This window comes from Pseudomonas sp. PS02303 (assembly GCF_029959925.1).
In the GTDB taxonomy this organism is placed as follows: Bacteria; Pseudomonadota; Gammaproteobacteria; order Pseudomonadales; family Pseudomonadaceae; genus Aquipseudomonas; species Aquipseudomonas mandelii.
Map to the genome: position 1 here is coordinate 1 of NZ_JASCOM010000103.1, position 20,991 is coordinate 20,991.

21 protein-coding genes are annotated in these 20,991 nt (G+C 58.7%); 8 read left to right on the forward strand and 13 right to left on the reverse strand.

The window, feature by feature from the left end; translation table 11 throughout:
* Positions 1–74: 74 nt before the first annotated feature.
* From QMX98_RS20435 to QMX98_RS20445, 3 genes are read right to left on the reverse strand one after another with little or no spacing between them, the layout of a single operon-like run.
* Complete coding sequence (locus QMX98_RS20435; RefSeq protein ID WP_010466964.1) at positions 75–371, reverse strand: winged helix-turn-helix domain-containing protein; 297 nt, start codon at positions 369–371, stop codon at positions 75–77.
* 13 nt (positions 372–384) lie between these two features.
* Positions 385–876: a M48 family metallopeptidase gene (locus QMX98_RS20440; protein WP_010466956.1), complete on the reverse strand. Its 492-nt coding sequence runs from the start codon at positions 874–876 to the stop codon at positions 385–387.
* Positions 877–922: 46 nt separating this feature from the next.
* Complete coding sequence (locus tag QMX98_RS20445; RefSeq protein ID WP_077747257.1) at positions 923–3,046, reverse strand: EAL domain-containing protein; 2,124 nt, start codon at positions 3,044–3,046, stop codon at positions 923–925.
* Between the two features lie 325 nt (positions 3,047–3,371).
* On the opposite strand from QMX98_RS20445, the gene QMX98_RS20450 reads away from it, so the two are divergent.
* The 3 genes from QMX98_RS20450 to QMX98_RS20460 all read left to right on the forward strand — a co-directional run bounded on the left by QMX98_RS20450 (position 3,372) and on the right by QMX98_RS20460 (position 5,668).
* The gene (locus QMX98_RS20450; protein ID WP_077747256.1) at positions 3,372–4,040 is read left to right on the forward strand and encodes a polysaccharide lyase family 7 protein; all 669 of its coding nucleotides are present in this window, start codon (positions 3,372–3,374) and stop codon (positions 4,038–4,040) included.
* A gap of 426 nt (positions 4,041–4,466) precedes the next feature.
* Positions 4,467–4,760: a fructose-bisphosphate aldolase gene (locus tag QMX98_RS20455; protein ID WP_102593722.1), complete on the forward strand. Its 294-nt coding sequence runs from the start codon at positions 4,467–4,469 to the stop codon at positions 4,758–4,760.
* Positions 4,761–4,945: 185 nt separating this feature from the next.
* Positions 4,946–5,668 (forward strand): transposase, encoded by a 723-nt coding sequence (locus tag QMX98_RS20460; RefSeq protein WP_282411321.1) that lies wholly within the window; start codon positions 4,946–4,948, stop codon positions 5,666–5,668.
* Between the two features lie 95 nt (positions 5,669–5,763).
* Here QMX98_RS20460 and QMX98_RS20465 read toward each other — a convergent pair whose 3' ends face one another.
* The 7 genes from QMX98_RS20465 to tkt all read right to left on the reverse strand — a co-directional run bounded on the left by QMX98_RS20465 (position 5,764) and on the right by tkt (position 12,784).
* Positions 5,764–6,090: a hypothetical protein gene (locus tag QMX98_RS20465; protein WP_010466945.1), complete on the reverse strand. Its 327-nt coding sequence runs from the start codon at positions 6,088–6,090 to the stop codon at positions 5,764–5,766.
* 340 nt (positions 6,091–6,430) lie between these two features.
* On the reverse strand, positions 6,431–7,495 hold the full coding sequence (gene fba / locus QMX98_RS20470; protein ID WP_008081027.1) for a class II fructose-bisphosphate aldolase: 1,065 nt from the start codon (positions 7,493–7,495) through the stop codon (positions 6,431–6,433).
* 252 nt (positions 7,496–7,747) lie between these two features.
* On the reverse strand, positions 7,748–8,080 hold the full coding sequence (locus tag QMX98_RS20475) for an MliC family protein (protein ID WP_077747251.1): 333 nt from the start codon (positions 8,078–8,080) through the stop codon (positions 7,748–7,750).
* A 56-nt stretch (positions 8,081–8,136) separates the two neighbouring features.
* Positions 8,137–8,358 carry a hypothetical protein gene (locus tag QMX98_RS20480; protein ID WP_010466937.1) on the reverse strand — a complete coding sequence of 74 codons (222 nt, stop codon included), beginning with the start codon at positions 8,356–8,358 and terminating at the stop codon, positions 8,137–8,139.
* Between the two features lie 34 nt (positions 8,359–8,392).
* The gene (locus QMX98_RS20485) at positions 8,393–9,556 is read right to left on the reverse strand and encodes a phosphoglycerate kinase (protein WP_077747250.1); all 1,164 of its coding nucleotides are present in this window, start codon (positions 9,554–9,556) and stop codon (positions 8,393–8,395) included.
* Between the two features lie 17 nt (positions 9,557–9,573).
* On the reverse strand, positions 9,574–10,626 hold the full coding sequence (epd, locus tag QMX98_RS20490) for an erythrose-4-phosphate dehydrogenase (protein ID WP_010466935.1): 1,053 nt from the start codon (positions 10,624–10,626) through the stop codon (positions 9,574–9,576).
* 160 nt (positions 10,627–10,786) lie between these two features.
* Positions 10,787–12,784: a transketolase gene (gene tkt / locus QMX98_RS20495; protein ID WP_154912929.1), complete on the reverse strand. Its 1,998-nt coding sequence runs from the start codon at positions 12,782–12,784 to the stop codon at positions 10,787–10,789.
* Between the two features lie 273 nt (positions 12,785–13,057).
* Between tkt and QMX98_RS20500 the strand changes: the two genes are divergently transcribed.
* The 4 genes from QMX98_RS20500 (at position 13,058) to QMX98_RS20515 (ending at position 17,666) form a co-directional block, all read left to right on the forward strand.
* Positions 13,058–14,053: a metalloregulator ArsR/SmtB family transcription factor gene (locus QMX98_RS20500; protein WP_010466932.1), complete on the forward strand. Its 996-nt coding sequence runs from the start codon at positions 13,058–13,060 to the stop codon at positions 14,051–14,053.
* An 18-nt stretch (positions 14,054–14,071) separates the two neighbouring features.
* A complete protein-coding gene (gene metK, locus QMX98_RS20505; protein WP_010466931.1) occupies positions 14,072–15,262 on the forward strand; it encodes a methionine adenosyltransferase in 1,191 nt (396 codons plus the stop codon).
* A gap of 239 nt (positions 15,263–15,501) precedes the next feature.
* Complete coding sequence (gene ligB / locus QMX98_RS20510) at positions 15,502–17,175, forward strand: NAD-dependent DNA ligase LigB (protein ID WP_221107587.1); 1,674 nt, start codon at positions 15,502–15,504, stop codon at positions 17,173–17,175.
* A 95-nt stretch (positions 17,176–17,270) separates the two neighbouring features.
* Positions 17,271–17,666: a DUF1090 domain-containing protein gene (locus QMX98_RS20515; RefSeq protein WP_010466929.1), complete on the forward strand. Its 396-nt coding sequence runs from the start codon at positions 17,271–17,273 to the stop codon at positions 17,664–17,666.
* An 81-nt stretch (positions 17,667–17,747) separates the two neighbouring features.
* Here QMX98_RS20515 and QMX98_RS20520 read toward each other — a convergent pair whose 3' ends face one another.
* Positions 17,748–18,197 (reverse strand): cytochrome c, encoded by a 450-nt coding sequence (locus QMX98_RS20520; protein WP_282411319.1) that lies wholly within the window; start codon positions 18,195–18,197, stop codon positions 17,748–17,750.
* Between the two features lie 128 nt (positions 18,198–18,325).
* On the opposite strand from QMX98_RS20520, the gene QMX98_RS20525 reads away from it, so the two are divergent.
* Entirely contained in the window at positions 18,326–19,531 is a 1,206-nt protein-coding gene (locus tag QMX98_RS20525; protein WP_282411320.1) for an MltA domain-containing protein, read from the forward strand.
* A 122-nt stretch (positions 19,532–19,653) separates the two neighbouring features.
* Here QMX98_RS20525 and QMX98_RS20530 read toward each other — a convergent pair whose 3' ends face one another.
* Entirely contained in the window at positions 19,654–20,037 is a 384-nt protein-coding gene (locus tag QMX98_RS20530) for an MAPEG family protein (RefSeq protein WP_010466926.1), read from the reverse strand.
* Positions 20,038–20,077: 40 nt separating this feature from the next.
* Entirely contained in the window at positions 20,078–20,911 is an 834-nt protein-coding gene (locus tag QMX98_RS20535) for an EamA family transporter (RefSeq protein ID WP_010466925.1), read from the reverse strand.
* Positions 20,912–20,991 lie beyond the last annotated feature (80 nt).

Genomic DNA, 20,991 nt, shown 5'->3' on the forward strand with positions numbered 1-20,991 from the left:
CGCTCCTGCAGGGATGTCACCGCACCTGCAGGAGCGAGGCTTGCCCGCGAAGGCGTCATCGGCAACGCCACAAATCACGGGTATTCCAGCACCGCTTTAATCTGCCGCAGATTCCGCTCGATCCACCCCCGATCAATCGCCCCCCACTCGCGAATCCGATAGCGCCCCGCATGATTGCGCGCGCCCTCTTCCTGCTCGAACTCGCAAATGATGTCCAGGTCCGCCAATGCGGCAATTGTGTCCTGCGCCGTGCGCCGGGGCATGCCGGTTGCTTCGGTCAGCGCCGGGACGCTGCTGGCCAACCCGCTGTCGATCAGGTAGGCCACGTACAACCGGCGATAAAAGCTGCTCTTGGTCTTGCTTACATCCATTCAAACACTCCCTTTACTGCATATCCCGCCACGTCAGGTACACCCGCAGATCAAATTCCACCTGGTGATACCCCGGCAACATGTGTTCGCAGAGCTTGTAGAACGCCTTGTTGTGATCCGACTCTTTAAAGTGCGCCAGCTCATGCACGACGATCATTTTCAGAAACTCGGAGGGTGCTTCCTTGAACAACGAGGCCACCCGGATTTCCTTCTTGGACTTGAGCTTGCCGCCCTGCACCCGCGAGATTGTCGTGTGCAGGCCAAGGGCGCGATGGGTCAGGTCGAGGCGGTTGTCGAACAGCACCTTGTCGATGGCCGGCGCGTTGCGCAGGTATTCCTGCTTGAGGTCCAGCGCGAAGGTGTACAGCGCCTTGTCGCTCTGCACCGCGTGTTTTTCCGGGTAGCGCTTGCTCAGGTAGTCGCCCAGCCGACCTTCGGTGATCAGCTGGCGCACCTGGTCCTGCAACGCAGCGGGATAGGCCTGGAGGTATTTCAACGCGGTCATCAGGGTCGGCAACACGAATCACGAAAAGGTCGCCAGTGTAGCGAATTCAGCGGATCAGCGCGCTCCAGTCAAACGGCGTCACAAAGTCGCCGGCATCCTCGGCCATCATCGGCCGCCCCACCAGAAAACCTTGCACGTACTGGCAGCCGTTGGCTTGCAGCCATTCATATTGCGCGATGGTTTCCACCCCTTCGGCAATCACCAGCATCCCGTATTGCTTGCACAGGTCGATCACATTGCGCACCAGCGCCGCGTCCCGTTCTGACGCCGGCAATCGGGCGATCAAATGCCGGTCAAACTTGAGCGTGTCCAGTTCCAGATCGCGCAGATGCGCCAGCGAGCACGGTCCGGAGCCGAAGTCATCCAGCGCCACCCGCACTCCAAGATTGCGCAGCAAGCGCAGGGTCTTGCGGGTTTCTTCGGGGTTTTGCATCAACGCTTCTTCCGTCACTTCGACTTCCAGATAACGCGGCTGCAAGCCGTGACGCTCCAGCACCTGGCGCAATTCAGTGACCAGGTTGGGCATGCCGAACTGGGTGCTGCTCAAACTGACGCCCAGCACCAGGTCTTCGGCAAACAAGGTTTCCCACGCTTTGCGCTGGCCGGCCCCGCGATGGTAAATCCAGCTGCCCAGACGACTGATCAGCCGCGCCTCTTCCAGCAACGGCAAAAACAGCCCCGGCGGCACGTCACCGACGCTCGGGTGCTGCCAACGCAGCAGCGCTTCGAAACCACGAATCTGCCCGCTGTCTATCGCCACCTGCGGCTGATACACGAGGTTGAAATCACGGTTCTCAATGGCGGTGCGCACGCTATCTTCGAGCATCAGCCGCGAGCGCGCCCGGCCATTCATGTCGTGATCGTAGAAACGGTATTGCTGACGGCCGGCCCGTTTGGCTTCGTACATGGCAATGTCCGACGCACGCAGCAAGCCGTCGAGGTTCGAACCGCAATCCGGGTACGTGGCGATGCCGATGCTGGCGCCCAAGGCGATATCCAGACCATCAATCTGCTGACAGATCGACACCCGCTCAATGAGCTTCTCGGCGATCTTCGCCGCTTGCTCCGGGAACTCCAGATCCAGCAGCGCCGTGAACTCATCGCCGCCCATGCGCGCCAGAATGTCAAAGGGCCGCAGACAGGCTTTCAATTGCTCGGACACCCAGCGCAGCACCCGGTCGCCGGCATCGTGGCCGAGGGAATCGTTGACGCGCTTGAAGCCGTCGAGGTCCAGGTACAGCAGCACCCAGGCGCTGTCGGACCGTTCACCGCGCAACAGCAGATTCTCCACCGTCTGGTAGAAACCGCGACGATTGAGCAGCCCGGTCAGCGGATCCGTCACCGCCTGGAATTCCAGTTGCTGATGCAGATGGCGCACCACCGACATATCCAGCACCGTCACCACCATCGCATGTTGTTCGCTAGGCAATGGCGCACAAGACAGCGCCACCGGCACTTGCTGGCCGGGCGCCGTTCGCAGCAACGCGTCGTGCAGGCGCAGGGTTTCGCCGCGCCGGTAACCGGTATAAAAGTCAGAGTCCGCCCAGACCGGGATGTGCGGCTTTTGCAGGAAATCCAGAAACTCTTTGCCTTGCAGGTCTTGCACCGTGGCATTGAGCAACCGGGACATCGCCGGGTTGGCAAAGCGGATCACACCGTCCTCACCCACCACCAGGATGCCTTCGGCGGCGTTGTCCAGCACCGAGGCATTAAACGCGCGAGCGACCTCCAGATCGTGGCTCAGGCGCTGCAAGGCACGGCGATTGCGTTGATGCTCGAGCAACGCCTGAACTTTGGGCTTGAGAATTTGCGGGTCGAACGGCTTGAACAGGTAATCCACCGCACCACTGGCATAGCCCTTGATCACGGCGTCCTGGGACTGTTCGTTAGCGGTCAGGAAAATAATCGGTGTGAGACGGGTTCGCTGACTGCCGCGCATCAGGCGCGCCACTTCAAAACCATCCATGCCCGGCATCTGCACATCCAGCAGCACCAGGTCGACATCGTGTTCGAGCAACAGACTGAGCGCTTCGAAACCGGAAGCTGCGGTAATGACCTGCCAATCCTGGCGCTGGAGCAACGCGCGCAAGCTGATCAGGTTTTCAGGGTAATCATCGACGATTAAAAGGATCGAGCTGCCTTCAGCTGGCGTGGGGTGCGCGCATTCCATGCTGCTTCTCTTATTTCGGGGCGTCAGGCCAGTCTCTCGTGAAAACCGGCCAAATACTGAGCCTTCACTCTAGACCGGGATCCGCAAAAGCAGAAGCTGCCAGTGCGCCATCATTTAACCATCACGTACATTTGCCGACTAACGGTCGCTTCTACAGCCCCCTGAAACCGGGGAAGATGGCCTTTTGACAGGATTTTGACGCCATCCATCTGTCATTTTCGCATTAACAGATTGAACTTCTACGCTTATAAGGATGGCCCCCAATGCCCGCGCCAGAGCTTCTGGCACGGTCGTGCAGCAAAAAAAATCGTGGAAGCTTTTGACTATGATCGATCTCGCAACCTGGAACCTTAGCGTTCCTGTCGGCAGTCCGCCGTACACCGTTGACACCCCCAAACTGGTGAACGGCTTCAAGGATCAATACTTCCACTCCGACACCGGCACCCTGTTTTTCTGGTCCCCGGTCACCGGCTCCAAAACTGCAAATGCAAAATACCCCCGCACCGAACTGCGCGAAACCTACAGCAACGGCACCCTGAAAAACTGGCTCTACCCGGACGCCGACAACTCCCTGCGCGCCACCCTCGCAGTCAACCAGGTACCGAGCACAGGCAAAATCGTCATCGGCCAGATCCACGCCTATGAAAGCCAGAAACCCATGGTGAAGCTCGAGTATCAGTACAAGACCAGCACGCAATCGGGCAACATCGTCGCCAAGGTGCGCATGCGCCCGGATGACGACGAAGGCCGGATCATCACCATCGCCACCGGGGTGAAACTTGACCGGGAGTTCTCCTACCTCATCCATCTGAGCCCGGGCGGCGCGCTGGGCATCAGTGCGGCGGGGTATCAGTGGGACACCGACATCAGCGCGACGTGGCGGGACAAGCCGCTGTATTTCAAGGCCGGGGTCTATGTGCAAGACCACACTGGGTACACCAGCGAAGGTGGGAAAGTGACGTTCAGCAAGTTGGATATTGATCACGATAAGTAAGAACACCTCTGCCCCTGTAGCAGTTGTCGAGCAATGCGAGGCTGCGTTCGAGGATGAAGTCCTCTCAATCTCGACAGCTGCTACATCGTCCGAAAAACGCGTAGGACGCCTCTGACTGTGGCGAGGGAGCTTGCTCCCGCTGGGCTACGAAGTAGCCCCAAATCCTGCCACCTGATTCCCACAGACACACCACGCCACCGATTCACGGCGCCCACGTCGCCGAATGGGAACGAGTGCCCTTGCCACAATGACCGCATACACGTCCTACAGCCCGGTTGCGGCTACCCGAATCGCTGTCTTCTAAAGTTGGCCTGTCGCTGACATTGTTAGCGATAGGGTTTCGCAGCCCTGACGATACGTGTAGTAACCTAGCGCCTCGAAAAAAGGGGCACGTAAACGCTCGCCCTCCTTTGTTATGGTGGCTGTGTGTGGGAGACCTTCGGGTCTGCCGGGTTCCTCGTATCCTCGGTCTGCGAACCCGACTACCCCGTCCTGCTCATCGACAACGACGCCCCATTACGCGAACTCCACAACTGCGTCAGCGAACGCCTCAACGCCGTCCTCAAATATTTGAATCTGATGGCGTGCACCAGCCTGCCGGACTACGCCGAGAACGACATCAACACCGTCACCAACATTGCCCGGAGCATGGTTCAGGACGTCGCCGACGTTTTTGGGGTCATTGAACAGCGCGGATTTGATACACCTAAGCAGCAGTAAAAATCAGGCAATAAAAACCCGCATCACTGCGGGTTTTTACTTAAATCAAGATAAAAATCATGGCGGACCGAAATACTCACAGCCGGCCCGCAGCGCGCCCTGACTTTAAACAAAGGGGACAGATTTATTTAATCGATTATCTGCTGCTATGCTTCACCCATCACTACAAGGACGTAGGAGGCTATATGCCCAGAATGGGACGAGTTGTTTTACCCAATTATCCGCATCATGTCGTGCAACGAGGCCACAACAGGCAGGTCGTGTTCGCCGAGCCAGGCGACTTCCAGCGCTACCTCGAAGATCTGCGAGAGCTCAAAACGCTATACGACGTTAAAGTCTATGCCTTCTGCTTGATTACCAATCATGTCCATCTACTACTCGCACCAGGTAACTCCGTTGCGAGTCTCGGACAATTGATGAAAGGCCTGGCAGGCCGCATGACGCGCTATCGCAACAAGCTGGAAGGACGCTCCGGAACCTTGTGGGAGAGCCGATACAAATCCAGCGTGGTTCAGACCGACACCTATTTGCTGGCTTGTATTCGATACATAGAGCTAAATCCGGTGCGAGCGCAAATGGTACAGCGTGCACAGGATTACCCTTGGTCGAGTCTGCACCTTCGCCTCAACGAAGCAGCCGGAAATCATTGGCTTGATGAAGATCTTTGCTTTACCGAACTGGGCAACACTCACGCCGAGCGCCTTGCCCGCTATACCTCATTTATGGAACAAACGATTCCTTCCACAGAGTTGCAGTTGATCAGAGGCGCCCTTCAGCGCGGACAGCTGACGGGCAATCCCCGATTCACAGATGAGATTGAAAAAATCACCGGTTTGCGAATCTCACATCGAGTTCAAGGCAGACCTGCAAAACGACTCGAACAGAAGAACGCCGGGGACGATTATTAAATAAATCTGTCCCCTTTAAGTTAAAGAAAACGACTTTCAGAGAGCAAACAAAGGGACGGTCAAATAGATCCGTCCCCTTTTTTTCAGATCTTCATTTATGCTGTCTTTCCAAGACTTGCACTAAACACCGTGGCACCGCCGCCAAAATACGAAACAGTACCTTGCAGCAGTGAATAAGTTTTATCAGGCGACATTAATTTCATCTCATAACTCGGAGAGTCGTCACGAGATGCCAATACCAGATTAATAACAACCTTTGTATTGGGCTGACTCATATAATAAAAATTACCCCTTACATCATAGACCTTCCCCGCATACTCATATGTTCCGCCATTTATAATATCGCGACTAGCATCTGAGTCTGTGATCTTCAGAATAGCTTTGCTGTCACCATCTCCGCCTTCATATGCTCCATTCAACATTATATTAATCTCCATAATTGCAAATCAACAGAGCTAGCGAAATGAGTTCATTCACATCGCTTGCCCCTTGGATACGGCATATGAACGATATGTCAAAATAACTTGCGGATCACCTGTAACAAATTACAGTTATTTATACAATTTCGAAATAACAAAAAGCGCGAAACACATGCTATCGCAACAATACCAAGACAACGCGACCACTTAGGAACTATTCCAAAAATCAAGGTCGTACAAGATAAACATTATCGAGACAGAAAAATCGAATCAATTACGACTTCCTTACAAGCAAAAAACCCGCCTCTCGGCGGGTTTCTTATGCGACTCAAACGCTAAAAACTTAGTTAACCTTAGCGTTCAACTCACCCTTCAAATAACGCTGGTACATCGCTTCCAGCGAGATCGGCTTGATCTTCGAAGCGTTGCCAGCGGTACCGAATGCTTCGTAACGAGCGATACACACATCACGCATGGCAGTCACAGTCGCGCCGAAGAACTTGCGCGGATCGAACTCGCTCGGGTTGGTCGCCATCAACCGACGCATCGCACCGGTGGAAGCCAAACGCAGGTCAGTATCGATATTGACCTTACGCACGCCGTGCTTGATGCCTTCAACGATCTCTTCAACCGGCACGCCGTAGGTTTCTTTGATGTCGCCGCCGTACTGGTTGATGATCGCCAGCCACTCTTGCGGAACCGAAGAAGAACCGTGCATCACCAAGTGGGTGTTCGGGATGCGCTTGTGGATTTCTTTGATGCGGTCGATGGCCAGCACGTCGCCGGTAGGTGGCTTGGTGAATTTGTACGCGCCGTGGCTGGTGCCGATGGCGATGGCCAGGGCGTCGACCTGGGTGCGCTTGACGAAGTCAGCGGCTTCTTCCGGGTCGGTCAGCATCTGGCTGTGATCCAGAACGCCTTCGGCGCCGATACCGTCTTCTTCACCGGCCATGCCGGTTTCCAGCGAACCCAGGCAGCCCAGCTCGCCTTCTACCGAGACGCCGCAGGCATGAGCCATGGCCACGGTTTGTTGGGTGACACGGACGTTGTAGTCGTAGTCGGTCGGGGTCTTGCCGTCTTCGCCCAGGGAACCGTCCATCATGACCGAGCTGAAGCCCAGCTGGATGGAGCGCTGGCAGACGTCAGGGCTGGTGCCGTGGTCCTGGTGCATGCACACCGGGATGTGCGGGAATTCTTCGATGGCGGCCAGGATCAGGTGACGCAGGAACGGTGCGCCGGCGTATTTGCGAGCACCGGCCGAGGCCTGGACGATCACCGGGGAGTCAGTCTTGTCAGCGGCTTCCATGATGGCGCGCATCTGCTCAAGGTTGTTGACGTTGAAGGCTGGAACGCCGTAGCCGAACTCGGCTGCGTGGTCCAGCATCTGGCGCATGCTGATAAGTGCCATTGTGTGTGTCTCTCCCGGTTTGGGTCGTTAATCGTGCCAGCCTGCCGGAGCGGCGGCGGCTATTCAAGTTATTGCAGATCGGGGGTTGGCCCGGGCTGCGAATTCGGTGTTGCCTGAATCTCTACAAGCCATCGAATTCCCGTAGGAGCGAAGCTTGCTCGCGAAAGCGGTTTAACTGACGCCCCATGTGTTGAATGTGATGACGTCTTCGCGAGCAAGCTTCGCTCCTACAGGTTTCTCACAGGCCTTCAATTACTGCGCTTTACAACCGCGGCCAATCAAATCATTGGTGGCGACCCAGTACACCAGGCCTTCCTCACCTTTTACGTGAAACGCCAGCATGTCGTTGCTGTACAGCGAACCTTCGGCGCCCGGTTCAAGCTTCAAGCGGTAGACCTGATCGGCCCCGCCGAGGCGCACGTCGACTTCCTTGCGGCTGTCGTCGGTGTAGCGCCAGAGCACTTTGGCCTGGCTGTCGCAGGTCCAGGTGGTCCAGTTGTCCGTCGATTCGGCAGGCTTGAACAGGTTGAAATTCGAGCAACCGGCCAGCAATGCCAACGCCGTAACGGCGATAAAACCTTTCATCCATGTTCCTCGACTGACGGCGCACGCCGCCAGCCCTGAGTAAAGTGTCTGACCCGTCAAGGGCAACCATGTTCCTTGGCCGGGGTCTGGGTCTCGTATTTCTCCAGGCCATCAGGCCCGGAACGCTTGTTGATCACCGGGTTGGTTTCCGCTTGCCAGTCGGCCTGGTAGCAGCCTTTTTCCACTGACTGCGGCGCAGGTTCCGGCTTGGCTTTCGGGTTACTCCCGCAAGCCACCAGCATACCCGCGGCGATCAACAGCGCTAATGGCTTGACCATGAGAACACTCCTTTGCGTGGCCAAATGAATGACCTCAGCCCTTGGCCCGGCTTTCCAGGACTTCAACGGCAGGCAAGACCTTGCCTTCCACGAACTCGAGGAACGCGCCGCCGCCGGTAGAAATGTAGGAGATCTGGTCGGCAACGCCATATTTATCGATGGCAGCCAGGGTGTCGCCGCCGCCAGCGATGGAGAATGCCGAGCTTTCCGCGATGGCCTGGGCCAGCACCTTGGTGCCGTTACCGAACTGGTCAAATTCGAACACGCCCACCGGGCCGTTCCACAGGATGGTCTTGGACGACTTCAGCAGCTCGGCGAAATTCGCCGCGGTCTGCGGGCCGATATCCAGGATCATGTCGTCGGCGGCTACGTCAGCAATCAGCTTGACGGTGGCGGTCGCGCTTTCAGCGAATTCCTTGGCCACCACGACATCGACCGGCAGCGGCACGCTGACCTTGGCGGCGATGGCGCGAGCGGTGTCCAGCAGGTCCGGCTCGTACAGCGACTTGCCGACCGGGTGACCGGCAGCGGCCAGGAAGGTGTTGGCGATACCGCCGCCGACAATCAGCTGGTTGCAGATCTGGCTCAGGCTGTTCAGAACGTCGAGTTTGGTCGAGACCTTGGAACCGGCAACGATGGCAGCCATCGGCTGGGCCGGGGCGCCAAGGGCTTTGCCCAGTGCGTCCAGCTCAGCAGCCAGCAGAGGGCCAGCGGCCGCGACTTTGGCGAACTTGGCTACGCCGTGGGTCGAACCCTCGGCGCGGTGAGCGGTGCCGAAGGCGTCCATCACGAACACATCGCACAGGGCGGCGTACTGCTGGGCCAGTTCGTCAGCGTTCTTTTTCTCGCCTTTGTTGAAGCGCACGTTTTCGAACAGCACGATGTCGCCCGCTTTCACGTCAACGCCGCCCAGGTAATCGGCGACCAGCGGCACTTCGCGGCCCAGGGCCTTGCTCAGGTAGTCAGCGACTGGCTTGAGGCTATTCTCGGCCGAGAATTCGCCTTCGGTCGGACGACCAAGGTGCGAGCAGACCATCACGGCCGCGCCTTTTTCCAGGGCCAGCTTGATGGTCGGCAGCGAAGCCAGGATTCGCGCATCGCTGGTGACAACACCGTCCTTGACTGGGACGTTGAGGTCTTCGCGGATCAGTACGCGCTTACCTTGCAGATCGAGGTCGGTCATCTTCAACACGGTCATGGGTCGCAATTCCTGGGTTACTGTTTTTTGGAAATAGCTGTTTGCAGATAGTGTTCTGCAACGTCCAGCATTCGGTTGGCAAAACCCCATTCGTTGTCGAACCAGGCCAGGATGTTCACCAGCCGTGGGCCGGAAACTCGGGTCTGACTGGCATCGACGATGGCCGAATGTGGGTCATGGTTGAAATCACAGCTTGCATGGGGAAGCTCGGTGTAGGCCAGAAGGCCTTTGAGCGGGCCGCTGGTGGCAGCCTCGCGCAGAATCCGGTTGACCTCGGTGGCGTCTGTGTCGCTGACGGTCTGCATCGTTATGTCGAGGCAAGACACGTTAACCGTCGGCACCCGCACGGCTTTGGCCTGAATTCGCCCGGCAAGTTCCGGCAGCAGGCGTTCGATGCCACGTGCCAGACCAGTGGACACCGGAATCACCGACTGGAACGCCGAACGCGTGCGGCGCAGGTCTTCGTGATGATAGGCGTCGATGACCGGCTGATCGTTCATTGCCGAGTGAATGGTGGTGATCGACACGTATTCCAGACCAATGGCCTGATCCAGCAGGCGCAACAGCGGAACGCCGCAGTTGGTGGTGCAGGACGCGTTGGACACCAGCAGCTCATCGCCGGTCAGGCAATCCTGGTTTACGCCGTAGACGATGGTGGCGTCGACATCCGCCTCACTGGCCATCGGCTGGGAAAACAGTACGCGGGGTGCGCCGGCGTCGAGGAAACGCTGGCCATCGGCACGCGTGTGGTAAGCGCCGGAGCACTCCAGCACCAGATCGACGCCCAGGGACGCCCAATCGATGCCTTCGGGGGTGGCACTGCGCAGGACTTTCACGCAGTCACCATTAATATGCAGACAATCGCCCTCTACTCGCACTTCGCCGGGAAAGCGCCCGTGAGTGGAGTCGAAGCGTGTCAGGTATTCGATGCTGGCCATGTCAGCCAGATCGTTGATTGCAACAATTTCAAACCCGGCCGCCGAGCCTCGCTCAAACAACGCACGCAAGACGCAACGACCAATCCGGCCGTAGCCGTTGAGTGCAACTTTGTAAGGACGCGGTTGAGGCATGGGGTTCTCGATGACGCTTGGGAATGAGGTTGCCTGGACTGCCGCCTCCGCGGGCAAGCCTCGCTCCTACAGGTCTTCGGTTGTCTTGAAAACAACGCGATCCCTTGTAGGAGCGAGGCCTGCCCGCGAAGACTTCAGCCCCGATAACGCTACTTCTGGATCAGTCTTCCAGCAGCTCTTCAGCCTGACCCAGGATGTTTTCCAGGGTAAAGCCGAACTCTTCGAACAAGGCAGGCGCAGGCGCCGACTCGCCGTAGGTGGTCATGCCGATCACGCGGCCTTCCAGGCCCACGTACTTGTACCAGTAGTCCGCGTGCGCGGCTTCGATGGCGATACGGGCGCTGACTTGCAACGGCAAAACCGCTTGCTTGTAGCCGGCGTCCTGGGCATCGAACACGCTGGTGCACGGCATCGAAACAACACGCACCTTGCGACCTTGCTCGGTCAGCTTGTCGTAAGCCTGAACCGCCAGACCGACTTCCGAACCGGTGGAGATCAGGATCAGCTCAGGCTCGCCTGCACAGTCCTTCAACACGTAACCGCCACGGGCGATATCCGCGATCTGCAGCGCGCTGCGTTCCTGATGCTGCAGGTTCTGACGCGAGAAGATCAGCGCCGAAGGGCCGTCCTTGCGCTCGATGGCCTGTTTCCAGCAAACGGCCGATTCAACGGCATCGGCTGGACGCCAGGTGTCGAGGTTCGGTGTGCTGCGCAGGCTGGTCAGTTGCTCGATCGGCTGGTGAGTCGGGCCGTCTTCGCCCAGGCCGATGGAGTCGTGGGTGTAGACGAATACCACGCGCTTCTTCATCAGCGAAGCCATGCGCACGGCGTTGCGGGCGTATTCCATGAACATCAGGAAGGTGGCGCCGTAAGGCACCAGACCGCCGTGCAGGGCCACGCCGTTCATGATCGCGCTCATGCCGAATTCGCGAACGCCGTAGTACATGTAGTTGCCGCTGGCGTCTTCAGCCGAAACACCTTTGCAACCTTTCCACAGGGTCAGGTTGGAACCGGCCAGGTCAGCGGAGCCGCCGAGCAGTTCAGGCAACAGCGGGCCGTAGGCATTCAGTGCGTTCTGGCTGGCTTTACGGCTGGCGATGGTCTCGCCCTTGGCCGCAACTTCAGCGATGTAAGCCGAGGCTTTTTCCGCGAAGTCTTCTGGCAGATCGCCGCCCAGGCGACGGACCAGTTCGTTGGCCAGCTCAGGGAAAGCCGCAGAGTAGGCAGCGAAACGCTGATCCCACTCGGCTTCGGCCGCGCGGCCAGCTTCCTTGGCGTCCCACTCGGCATAGATGTCAGCCGGGATTTCGAACGGACCGTGGTTCCATTTCAGCGCGGCACGGGTCAAGGCGATTTCCGCGTCACCCAATGGGGCGCCGTGGCAGTCTTCTTTACCTTGCTTGTTCGGCGAACCGAAACCGATGGTGGTCTTGCAGCAGATCAGGGTTGGCTGATCGCTTTTACGCGCGGTTTCGATCGCGGTCTTGATCTCTTCCGGATCATGACCGTCGACGTTGCGGATCACCTGCCAGTTGTAGGCTTCGAAACGCTTAGGCGTGTCGTCGGTGAACCAGCCTTCGACTTCGCCATCGATGGAGATGCCGTTGTCGTCGTAGAAAGCGATCAGCTTGCCCAGGCCCAATGTACCGGCCAGGGAGCCAACTTCGTGGGAAATGCCTTCCATCATGCAGCCATCACCCAGGAACACGTAGGTGTGGTGATCGACAACATTGTGGCCAGGACGGTTGAACTGCGCCGCCAGGACTTTTTCAGCCAGGGCGAAACCGACGGCGTTGGCCAAGCCTTGGCCCAGAGGACCGGTGGTGGTTTCAACGCCCGGGGTGTAGCCGAATTCCGGGTGACCCGGGGTGCGGCTGTGCAGTTGGCGGAAATTTTTCAGGTCATCGATCGACAGGTCGTAGCCGGTCAGGTGCAGCAGCGAGTAGATCAACATCGAGCCGTGACCGTTGGACAGCACGAAGCGGTCACGGTCGGCGAACGATGGATTGCTCGGGTTGTGCTTCAGGTAGTCACGCCAAAGTACTTCGGCGATATCCGCCATACCCATCGGGGCACCGGGATGGCCGCTGTTGGCTTTTTGCACGGCATCCATGCTGAGGGCACGAATGGCGTTGGCACGCTCACGACGGCTGGGCATCGCTGTTCTCCTGCGGGTTCTGTATCGAGAGTGAATAAAACGAAACGGAAAAAAGGCGAGCATTTTCCCTCACCCACCCGCCTCGGGGCAATGACAGATAGTCATCTGGAGGCGTTTTTCCAATTGTTAACAGCGGTTTCGACTGATGAAACCTTTCTGCAGTTCGTTTGTTGACTGAACCTAACGTCTGGAAGTGCCATCTATCGACCAATATCAAAACTTTTTGATATTGCCCTTGCGGTGATTTCTGAGCGTCACTAGACTGCTGGCCTTATGAATTTACGCGTGCCTTCCATTCAACATGACGATTGCGATGAGCTGGCGGCCCTGTGCAAGGCCGGCGGTGATCCTCTGCGGCTGAATGTATTGCGTGCGCTGGCCAACGATTCGTTTGGCGTACTGGAACTGGCGCAGATCTTCGGTATCGGTCAGTCCGGCATGAGCCACCACCTCAAGGTCCTGGCCCAGGCCGACCTGGTGGCGACCCGCCGTGAAGGCAACGCGATTTTCTACCGTCGCGCCCTGCCCCACACCGACCTGCTGGGCGGCAAGCTGCACGCCGCCTTGCTCGAAGAAGTGGACAACCTGACGTTGCCGGCCGATGTGCAGTCGCGGATCGCTCAGGTCCATGGACAACGAGCGGCGGCCAGCCAGGACTTTTTCTCACGGGTGGCGGAGAAGTTTCGTGCCCAGCAAGACTTGATCGCCGGCCTGCCGCAATACCGCGAAAGCGTGGTGGCGCTGCTTGACAAGCTGAGTTTCAGAGACGGCGCGACGGCCATTGAAGTCGGCCCCGGCGACGGTGAGTTTCTGCCGGAACTGGCGCGCCGCTTCACCGAGGTCACGGCGCTGGACAACAGCCCGGCGATGCTCGAACTGGCGCGCCAGGTCTGCGAACGTGAAACGCTGGCTAACGTCAGCCTGCAACTGGCCGATGCATTGAATGGCGTGAGCCTCAAGGCCGATTGCGTTGTACTGAACATGGTGCTGCACCATTTCGCCGCGCCGGCCGAAGCACTCAAGCACATGGCCGACTTGCTGCAACCGGGCGGTAGCCTGCTCGTGACAGAGTTATGTAGCCACAACCAGAGTTGGGCCAGGGAGGCCTGCGGTGATCTGTGGTTGGGGTTTGAACAGGACGATTTGGCCCGTTGGGCCACCGCTGCGGGACTCGTTCCCGGGGAAAGCCTCTATGTAGGCTTACGTAATGGTTTCCAGATCCAGGTCCGCCATTTTCAGCGACCGGCTGGCGACACTCACCATCGGTAAATTCAGGAAAAAATCGAGATGAGCGAATACTCCCTCTTCACCTCCGAGTCCGTGTCCGAAGGGCACCCGGACAAAATCGCCGACCAGATTTCCGATGCGGTGCTGGACGCCATCATTGCTGAAGACAAGTTCGCCCGCGTAGCGTGCGAAACCCTGGTTAAAACCGGCGTGGCAATCATCGCAGGTGAAGTCACCACGTCGGCCTGGGTCGACCTGGAAGAGATCGTGCGTAACGTCATTCTGGACATCGGCTACAACAGCTCCGATGTCGGCTTCGACGGTGCCACTTGCGGCGTGATGAACATCATCGGCAAGCAGTCCCCTGACATTAACCAGGGTGTCGACCGTGCCAAGCCTGAAGATCAGGGCGCTGGCGACCAGGGCCTGATGTTCGGCTACGCCAGCAACGAAACCGACGTGCTGATGCCAGCACCGATCACTTTCTCGCACCAGCTTGTGCAGCGCCAGGCCGAAGCCCGTAAATCCGGCCTGCTGCCTTGGCTGCGCCCGGACGCCAAGTCGCAAGTGACTTGCCGTTACGAAGGCGGCAAGGTCGTCGGTATCGACGCCGTTGTACTGTCGACCCAGCACAACCCTGAAGTGTCGTACAAAGACCTGCGCGAAGGCGTGATGGAGCTGATCGTCAAGCACGTGCTGCCTGCCGAACTGCTGACCAAAGACACCCAGTTCCACATCAACCCGACTGGCCAGTTCATCATCGGTGGCCCTGTGGGCGACTGCGGCCTGACCGGTCGCAAGATCATCGTCGACAGCTACGGCGGCATGGCCCGTCACGGCGGCGGCGCGTTCTCCGGCAAGGATCCATCGAAGGTTGACCGTTCGGCAGCCTACGCCGGTCGTTACGTGGCCAAGAACATCGTTGCTGCCGGCCTGGCCGAGCGTTGCGAGATTCAGGTTTCCTACGCGATCGGTGTTGCCCAGCCGACTTCGATCTCGTTGAACACCTTCGGCACCGGCAAGATCAGCGACGACAAGATCGTCAAACTGGTCCGCGAAATCTTCGACCTGCGTCCATACGCGATCACCACCATGCTCGACCTGCTGCACCCGATGTACCAGGAAACCGCTGCGTACGGCCACTTCGGTCGCACCCCGGCAACCAAGACTGTGGGCGAAGACACCTTCACCACGTTCACCTGGGAAAAGACCGACCGCGCCGACGACCTGCGTACTGCAGCCGGCCTGTAAGACTTTCCTGGCGGTACCAAAAGCCCCGCACGGTTCGCCGTGCGGGGCTTTTTATTGGTTTTCGCTTTACACCGGATCGCCCCCATCGCGAGCCGGCTCGCTCCCACATTAGTCCTGTCATGCGCCAGCTTTGCCCTCACTGAAGATCCAGCCCGGAAACACCAGGCAAAACACCCACTCCTTCCTAAAAAAAATACTGACTAACCTTCAAGCATCCCCCCTGAGCAAGGACGCTCACAATGCTTCTGCGCCTGTTTTCCGCTTTGTTCCTGACCCTGCTTTGCCTGAGTTCGAAAGCTGCCGACTGCCCCGACTGGTCACCCGCCCGCGCCCTGGACGAAATCACTGCCCTGCAAAAACAGATCGATTTCTGGGACGACAACTATCACCGCCACGGACGCTCGCTGGTCGCCGATGAAATCTATGATCAATCCCGCGCGCGATTGAGCGAATGGCGTGAGTGCTTTGATTTGAGTCTGGCGCCCGACCCCTTGCGCACGGCGGGCGGCAAGATGGCCCACCCCATCGCTCACACCGGCCTGGAAAAACTGCGTGATGGCGGAGCAGTCGAGCATTGGCTACGCGAGCGCAATGACATCTGGATACAACCCAAGGTCGACGGCGTGGCCGTGACGCTGATCTATCGCAACGGCTCGCTGCATCAGGCGATCAGCCGCGGTGACGGCGTCAATGGCCAGGACTGGACCGCCTCGGCCCGACAGATTGCGGCCATTCCCCGGCATCTGCCGCAACCATTGGATGTGCTGGTGCAAGGCGAACTCTACTGGCGCCTGAACGACCATGTGCAAGCCAAGGCAGGCAGCCTCAACGCCCGCTCCACGGTGGCCGGGTTGATGGCCCGCAAAGAGCTGACCGCCGAGCAGGCAGGTGGTATCGGGTTGTTTGTCTGGGATTGGCCGCAGGGTCCGGCAAGCCTGCCGGCGCGCGTGGCGGCTCTCGATGAAATGGGTTTTCCGGGCACGGCGCCCTACAGTCAGCCGATCAAGGTGTTTGCCGACGCTGAACGATGGCGCGATCACTGGTATCGCACGCCACTGCCCTTCGCCAGTGACGGCGTCGTTTTGCGCCAGAGCCAGCGACCACCGGCCGAACGCTGGCAGGCGCGCCCCTCCTTCTGGAGCGTTGCCTGGAAGTATCCGTTCGCCCAGGCACTGGCCGAAGTGCGCAAGGTCCACTTCAAGATTGGTCGCACAGGTCGGATTACTCCGGTGCTGGACCTGACGCCGGTGAAGCTGGATGACCGACAGATCAAACGGGTAAGCGTCAGCTCCCTGCGACGCTGGGAAGAGCTGGATGTCCGCCCTGGGGATCAGGTGTCCATCAGCCTGGCGGGACTGACCATTCCAAGGCTCGATGGCGTCGTGCTGCGCAGTACCGAACGCACTGAATTAAACGTGCCATCGGCAGCAAACTTTCACCATTTGAGTTGCTGGCAACCGACATCAGGCTGCGAGAGCCAATTCCTCGCGCGACTGACCTGGCTCAGCGGCAAGCAAGGACTGGCTTTGCCCCATCTCGGCCCTGGCACCTGGGAGAAACTTTTCGAAACAGGCCGCCTCGACAGCCTGTTGGATTGGTTGACCCTCGATGCTCAAGAGCTTGCTAACATTGATGGCTTCGGCGAACGCAGCGCGGCTCGTCTTCTAAACAGCTTCAACAGCGCACGGCAACGCCCTTTCGCTCGCTGGCTCAAAGCCTTGGGGTTGCCGCCGACCGGCCAGGCACGGCTTGCCGATTCATGGCAGGAACTGGCGAATAGAAACACCGAACAATGGCAGGCAGAAGCAGGTATCGGCCCGGGACGCGCAGCGCAATTGAGCGCCTTTTTCCGCGACCCGCACGTCCTGGCACTGAGTCAAACATTACGTATGGCCGGGATTGACGGCTTTTAAACACCGAGCCCCGGCAGCCCGGGAACCCAAAGGGGCCGACGGGCTCAAACGCCCATCGCCACATCGACCCGATTGTCTTCGCACTTGGAGCTTTTATGAAATTTCTTTCACCACTCGCCTTGCTGACCCTTTGCAGCGTGATGGCCGCTCCCCTGATGGCCGCCGAAGAAGCCCCGGGGCTGACCGGCTGCGCCGCCAAGAAACAGGGAATCATCAATCAGATCGAACTGGCCAAATCCCACGGCAATGCTGAACAGCAGGCTGGCCTCGAAACGGCCCTGAGCGAAGTCACCACCCATTGCACCGACGCCTCGCTGAAGAAAGAACGGGAAAACAAGGTGCTCGACGCCAAGCATGAAGTCAGCCAGCGCCAGGCCGATCTGGACAAGGCCATGAAGAAAGGCGATCCGGACAAGATCAACAAGCGCAAAGACAAACTTGCCGAGTCCCGAAAGGAATTGCAGAACGCGCTCGACGAGTTGGACAAGTAACCCCCGAATTGAGCGAGGGAGCTTTTGTGACGAGGGGCTTGTCGGAACGCCCCCCCCCTCGCCACAGGAATGCATTGCCAATCAATGATCCCGAAACTCTTTATGGCAGGCACTACAGGCATCTTCGACTTTCTGCACCGCCGGGCCCAGGTTACTGGCCTTGTAAGGCTGAACCTTGCTGGCAATCACCAATTCACCGGTGGCGGCTTCAAGGGTGCGCACCATGTCCTGGAAGCGTGCCTGCTGCTGCCACACATTGTCCGTGGCGCTGCTGTGATCTTCTTCACGCACTTGCGGGAAATGTTTCCAAGGCTCACGGGACAAGGTGTCGAGTTTCACGGCGCCTTCGGCAAATTTCGGACCGTCGAACGGGATACGACCACGCAACATACCGCCCAGGTCTTCACTGGTCTTGAGCATCTGTTTGAAGATCGCCTTGCGTTGTCCCAGCGGCGAATTCGGATCAACGCCACCGCAGGCAGACAAGGTCAGGCAGGCCAGCAATACAACAGAAAGTCTTTTAAGAGTCATGGTGGCTTCAGGTCACGGGAAACGGCGGCCAGTATCCTCGTGTCATCGGCAAAGACCAATAGCCCTATTATCAATACGGGTTGTTTGAGCGCATGGAGCACTCAGGCAACCGACAAAGGAATTACTCCATGAACAGCCGTTTCAAGGCATGGCGTCACCACCTCGTGTGGACTCTTCCAATGGTGGCCGTGCTCGCCGGCTGCACCGGCGGCGATAAAGACACCCCTAAAACCCACGCCCTGGCGACCTACTCCAGTACCAGCTGGGAAGCATTGCCGGCGGTGTCCGACACCGACCTGGTCGCCGGTTTCGGCTCGTGGCGCAGCGCCTGCACCCGACTCAAGGCCGACCCGGTCTGGGGATCGACCTGCGCGGCTTCCGCCAATGTGCCGCAGACCGCCAGCGACATTCGCGGCTTCCTCAAGCAGAACCTCGACGTCTACGGCCTGCGCGCCGCCAATGACAATCCCAACGGTTTGATCACCGGCTATTACGAGCCGGTCTACCCGGGCAGCCTGACCCAGACCGAAGTGGCGAACATTCCGGTGTACGGCGTGCCCGAGGACATGATCATTGTCTCGCTGGACAGCATCTACCCGGAACTCAAAGGCAAACGCCTGCGCGGACGCCTCGAAGGTCGCGTGCTCAAGCCTTACGACGATGCGGCAACGATTGAGACCAATGGGGTAAAGGCGCCAGTGGTTGCGTGGCTGACCGACCCGATGAACCTGCAATTCCTGCAAATCCAGGGTTCGGGTCGCATCCAGCTCGACGACGGCCGCCAACTGCGCATTGCCTATGCTGACCAGAACGGCCATCCCTATCGCCCCATCGGGCGCTGGCTGGTGGAGCAAGGCGAGCTGAAGAAGGAAGACGTGACCATGGGCGCCATCAGCACGTGGGCAAAAGCCAATCCGTCGCGCATTCCAGAACTGCTGGGCAGCAACCCCAGTTACGTGTTCTTCACTCGCAACCCGGACAGCAACGAAGGGCCACGCGGCTCGCTGAACGTTCCGCTGACGGCCGGTTACAGCGCGGCAGTGGACCGCAAAGTCATTCCGCTGGGCAGCCTGTTGTGGTTATCCACGACAAAACCGGACGGTACTGCACTGATACGGCCCGTGGCGGCGCAAGACACTGGCGGCGCGATTGCCGGCGAAGTGCGTGCGGATCTGTTCTGGGGCACTGGCGAGGCGGCCGGGCAATTGGCCGGGGACATGAAACAGCAAGGGCAGATCTGGATGCTCTGGCCTAAAGGCGCGGCGTTGCCGCAAGTGCCGCAGGTTGCCGATGCGGCGAAGGCCCCCGTAAGCCTTGTATTTGCAGTTAGATAGTCATCGCGAGCAGGCTCGTTCCCACGGTGGATCTCGGTTGTACACAGCATTTGTGTTCACTGAAGATCAACTGTGGAAGCGAGCCTGCTCGCGATGAGGCCAGACAAATCACCGCAATACTTTCAGACCGACACCACAAAGAAACTGGCAATCAACCCCATCCCCACAAACCACACCAGCGACCGCAATATCGCCCAGTCCGCCAGGTAGCAAATGATGTACAGCAGCCGACTGGTGATAAACAGCACCGCCAGCACGTTGACCGTCACCAACTGCGCCGTGCCCACCAGATGCGCAACAATCACCGCGATCGCAAACGCCGGGGTCACTTCAAAGCTGTTCAGTTGCGCCGCATGCGCGCGCCTGCCCAGACCATTGAGCGACTCGAGAAAGTCCCGGGGGTCATGGTTGTCTTGCAGCCTGAACCTGCCACTGACCTTGGCGATGACCGTGCAGAGATAGGGCAGGAAAATCGCGATCAAAACGCACCACAGAGCAACCGTCATAAAGCAGTCCTTTCTTCAGTTTTGGAATGTTGAGTGCCCGTTAGAACTTCATGACCAAAATACCGATCAGTACGAGCCCACAGGCTAAGAGCCTTGGCCTGCCGAAAGGTTCTTTCAGGTAACGCATGCCGAACAGCACCACCAGAATCACGCTGATCTCGCGCAACGCCGCCGCTTCGGCAATCGACCCCAGTTGCATTGCCCACAGCACCAAAGCGTAGCTGAACAACACGCAGAACCCGACCGCCAGCCCCAGTCGCCACTGTTCACGCCAGAACAGCATGAACGCCGTGCGCTTGCTTACCAGCGCCAGCAACGGGAACGGCCAAGCGCTGAGCAACGTGACCCAGACCAGATAGTCCAGAGGGTGCGACCAGCGCCGTAACGCCTGGCCATCGATGAAGGTGTAGCAGCCGATGCACAGGCCGATCAGCGCCACCACCGGCAACATCGACCACGGCAGACGCGCACCACCACCGCCCTGCCAGAGCAGGCACAGCATGCCAAACGGAATCAACAGGATTCCGAAAATCTGCTGATTTGTCAGGACTTCGCCAGCGAAGATCAGCGTCAGTGCCAGCACCACCAGCGGCGACAGCCCACGCATCAACGGATAGACCAACCCGAGGTCGCCGACCCGATACGCCTGGATCAGCAGATAGCGATAGAGCAGTTCGAACGCCGCCGACGCCAGAATCCATGGCCAGATTTCAATCGGTGGCAGCGCCACGAACGGCAGCATCAGGGCGACAAACAGCATCGCGACGCTATCCATGCAGGCCACCACCAGCAGCCGTTCGGCGCTGAATTTGATCAGGGTATTCCACGCCGCGTGCAACAGCGCCGCCACCAACACCAAAGCCGTCGCAAGCACGGCACGCTCCTTTTATTGACCACCGCGCCCCTGTCGGAGCCAGGCTTGCCGGCGAAGGCAATCTCAAGGACGCCTTCGCC

Bases quoted from the DNA above. Each gene is read 5' to 3' on its own strand.
- epd (WP_010466935.1), bottom strand. From the start codon at position 10,626: ATGCCTCAACCGCGTCCTTACAAAGTTGCACTCAACGGCTACGGCCGG.
- QMX98_RS20450 (WP_077747256.1), top strand. From the start codon at position 3,372: ATGATCGATCTCGCAACCTGGAACCTTAGCGTTCCTGTCGGCAGTCCG.
- fba (WP_008081027.1), bottom strand. From the start codon at position 7,495: ATGGCACTTATCAGCATGCGCCAGATGCTGGACCACGCAGCCGAGTTC.
- metK (WP_010466931.1), top strand. From the start codon at position 14,072: ATGAGCGAATACTCCCTCTTCACCTCCGAGTCCGTGTCCGAAGGGCAC.
- QMX98_RS20525 (WP_282411320.1), top strand. From the start codon at position 18,326: ATGAACAGCCGTTTCAAGGCATGGCGTCACCACCTCGTGTGGACTCTT.
- QMX98_RS20520 (WP_282411319.1), bottom strand. From the start codon at position 18,197: ATGACTCTTAAAAGACTTTCTGTTGTATTGCTGGCCTGCCTGACCTTG.
- tkt (WP_154912929.1), bottom strand. From the start codon at position 12,784: ATGCCCAGCCGTCGTGAGCGTGCCAACGCCATTCGTGCCCTCAGCATG.
- QMX98_RS20435 (WP_010466964.1), bottom strand. From the start codon at position 371: ATGGATGTAAGCAAGACCAAGAGCAGCTTTTATCGCCGGTTGTACGTG.
- QMX98_RS20465 (WP_010466945.1), bottom strand. From the start codon at position 6,090: ATGTTGAATGGAGCATATGAAGGCGGAGATGGTGACAGCAAAGCTATT.
- QMX98_RS20480 (WP_010466937.1), bottom strand. From the start codon at position 8,358: ATGGTCAAGCCATTAGCGCTGTTGATCGCCGCGGGTATGCTGGTGGCT.
- QMX98_RS20445 (WP_077747257.1), bottom strand. From the start codon at position 3,046: ATGGAATGCGCGCACCCCACGCCAGCTGAAGGCAGCTCGATCCTTTTA.
- QMX98_RS20530 (WP_010466926.1), bottom strand. From the start codon at position 20,037: ATGACGGTTGCTCTGTGGTGCGTTTTGATCGCGATTTTCCTGCCCTAT.
- QMX98_RS20500 (WP_010466932.1), top strand. From the start codon at position 13,058: ATGAATTTACGCGTGCCTTCCATTCAACATGACGATTGCGATGAGCTG.
- QMX98_RS20485 (WP_077747250.1), bottom strand. From the start codon at position 9,556: ATGACCGTGTTGAAGATGACCGACCTCGATCTGCAAGGTAAGCGCGTA.
- ligB (WP_221107587.1), top strand. From the start codon at position 15,502: ATGCTTCTGCGCCTGTTTTCCGCTTTGTTCCTGACCCTGCTTTGCCTG.
- QMX98_RS20440 (WP_010466956.1), bottom strand. From the start codon at position 876: ATGACCGCGTTGAAATACCTCCAGGCCTATCCCGCTGCGTTGCAGGAC.
- QMX98_RS20475 (WP_077747251.1), bottom strand. From the start codon at position 8,080: ATGAAAGGTTTTATCGCCGTTACGGCGTTGGCATTGCTGGCCGGTTGC.
- QMX98_RS20515 (WP_010466929.1), top strand. From the start codon at position 17,271: ATGAAATTTCTTTCACCACTCGCCTTGCTGACCCTTTGCAGCGTGATG.
- QMX98_RS20460 (WP_282411321.1), top strand. From the start codon at position 4,946: ATGCCCAGAATGGGACGAGTTGTTTTACCCAATTATCCGCATCATGTC.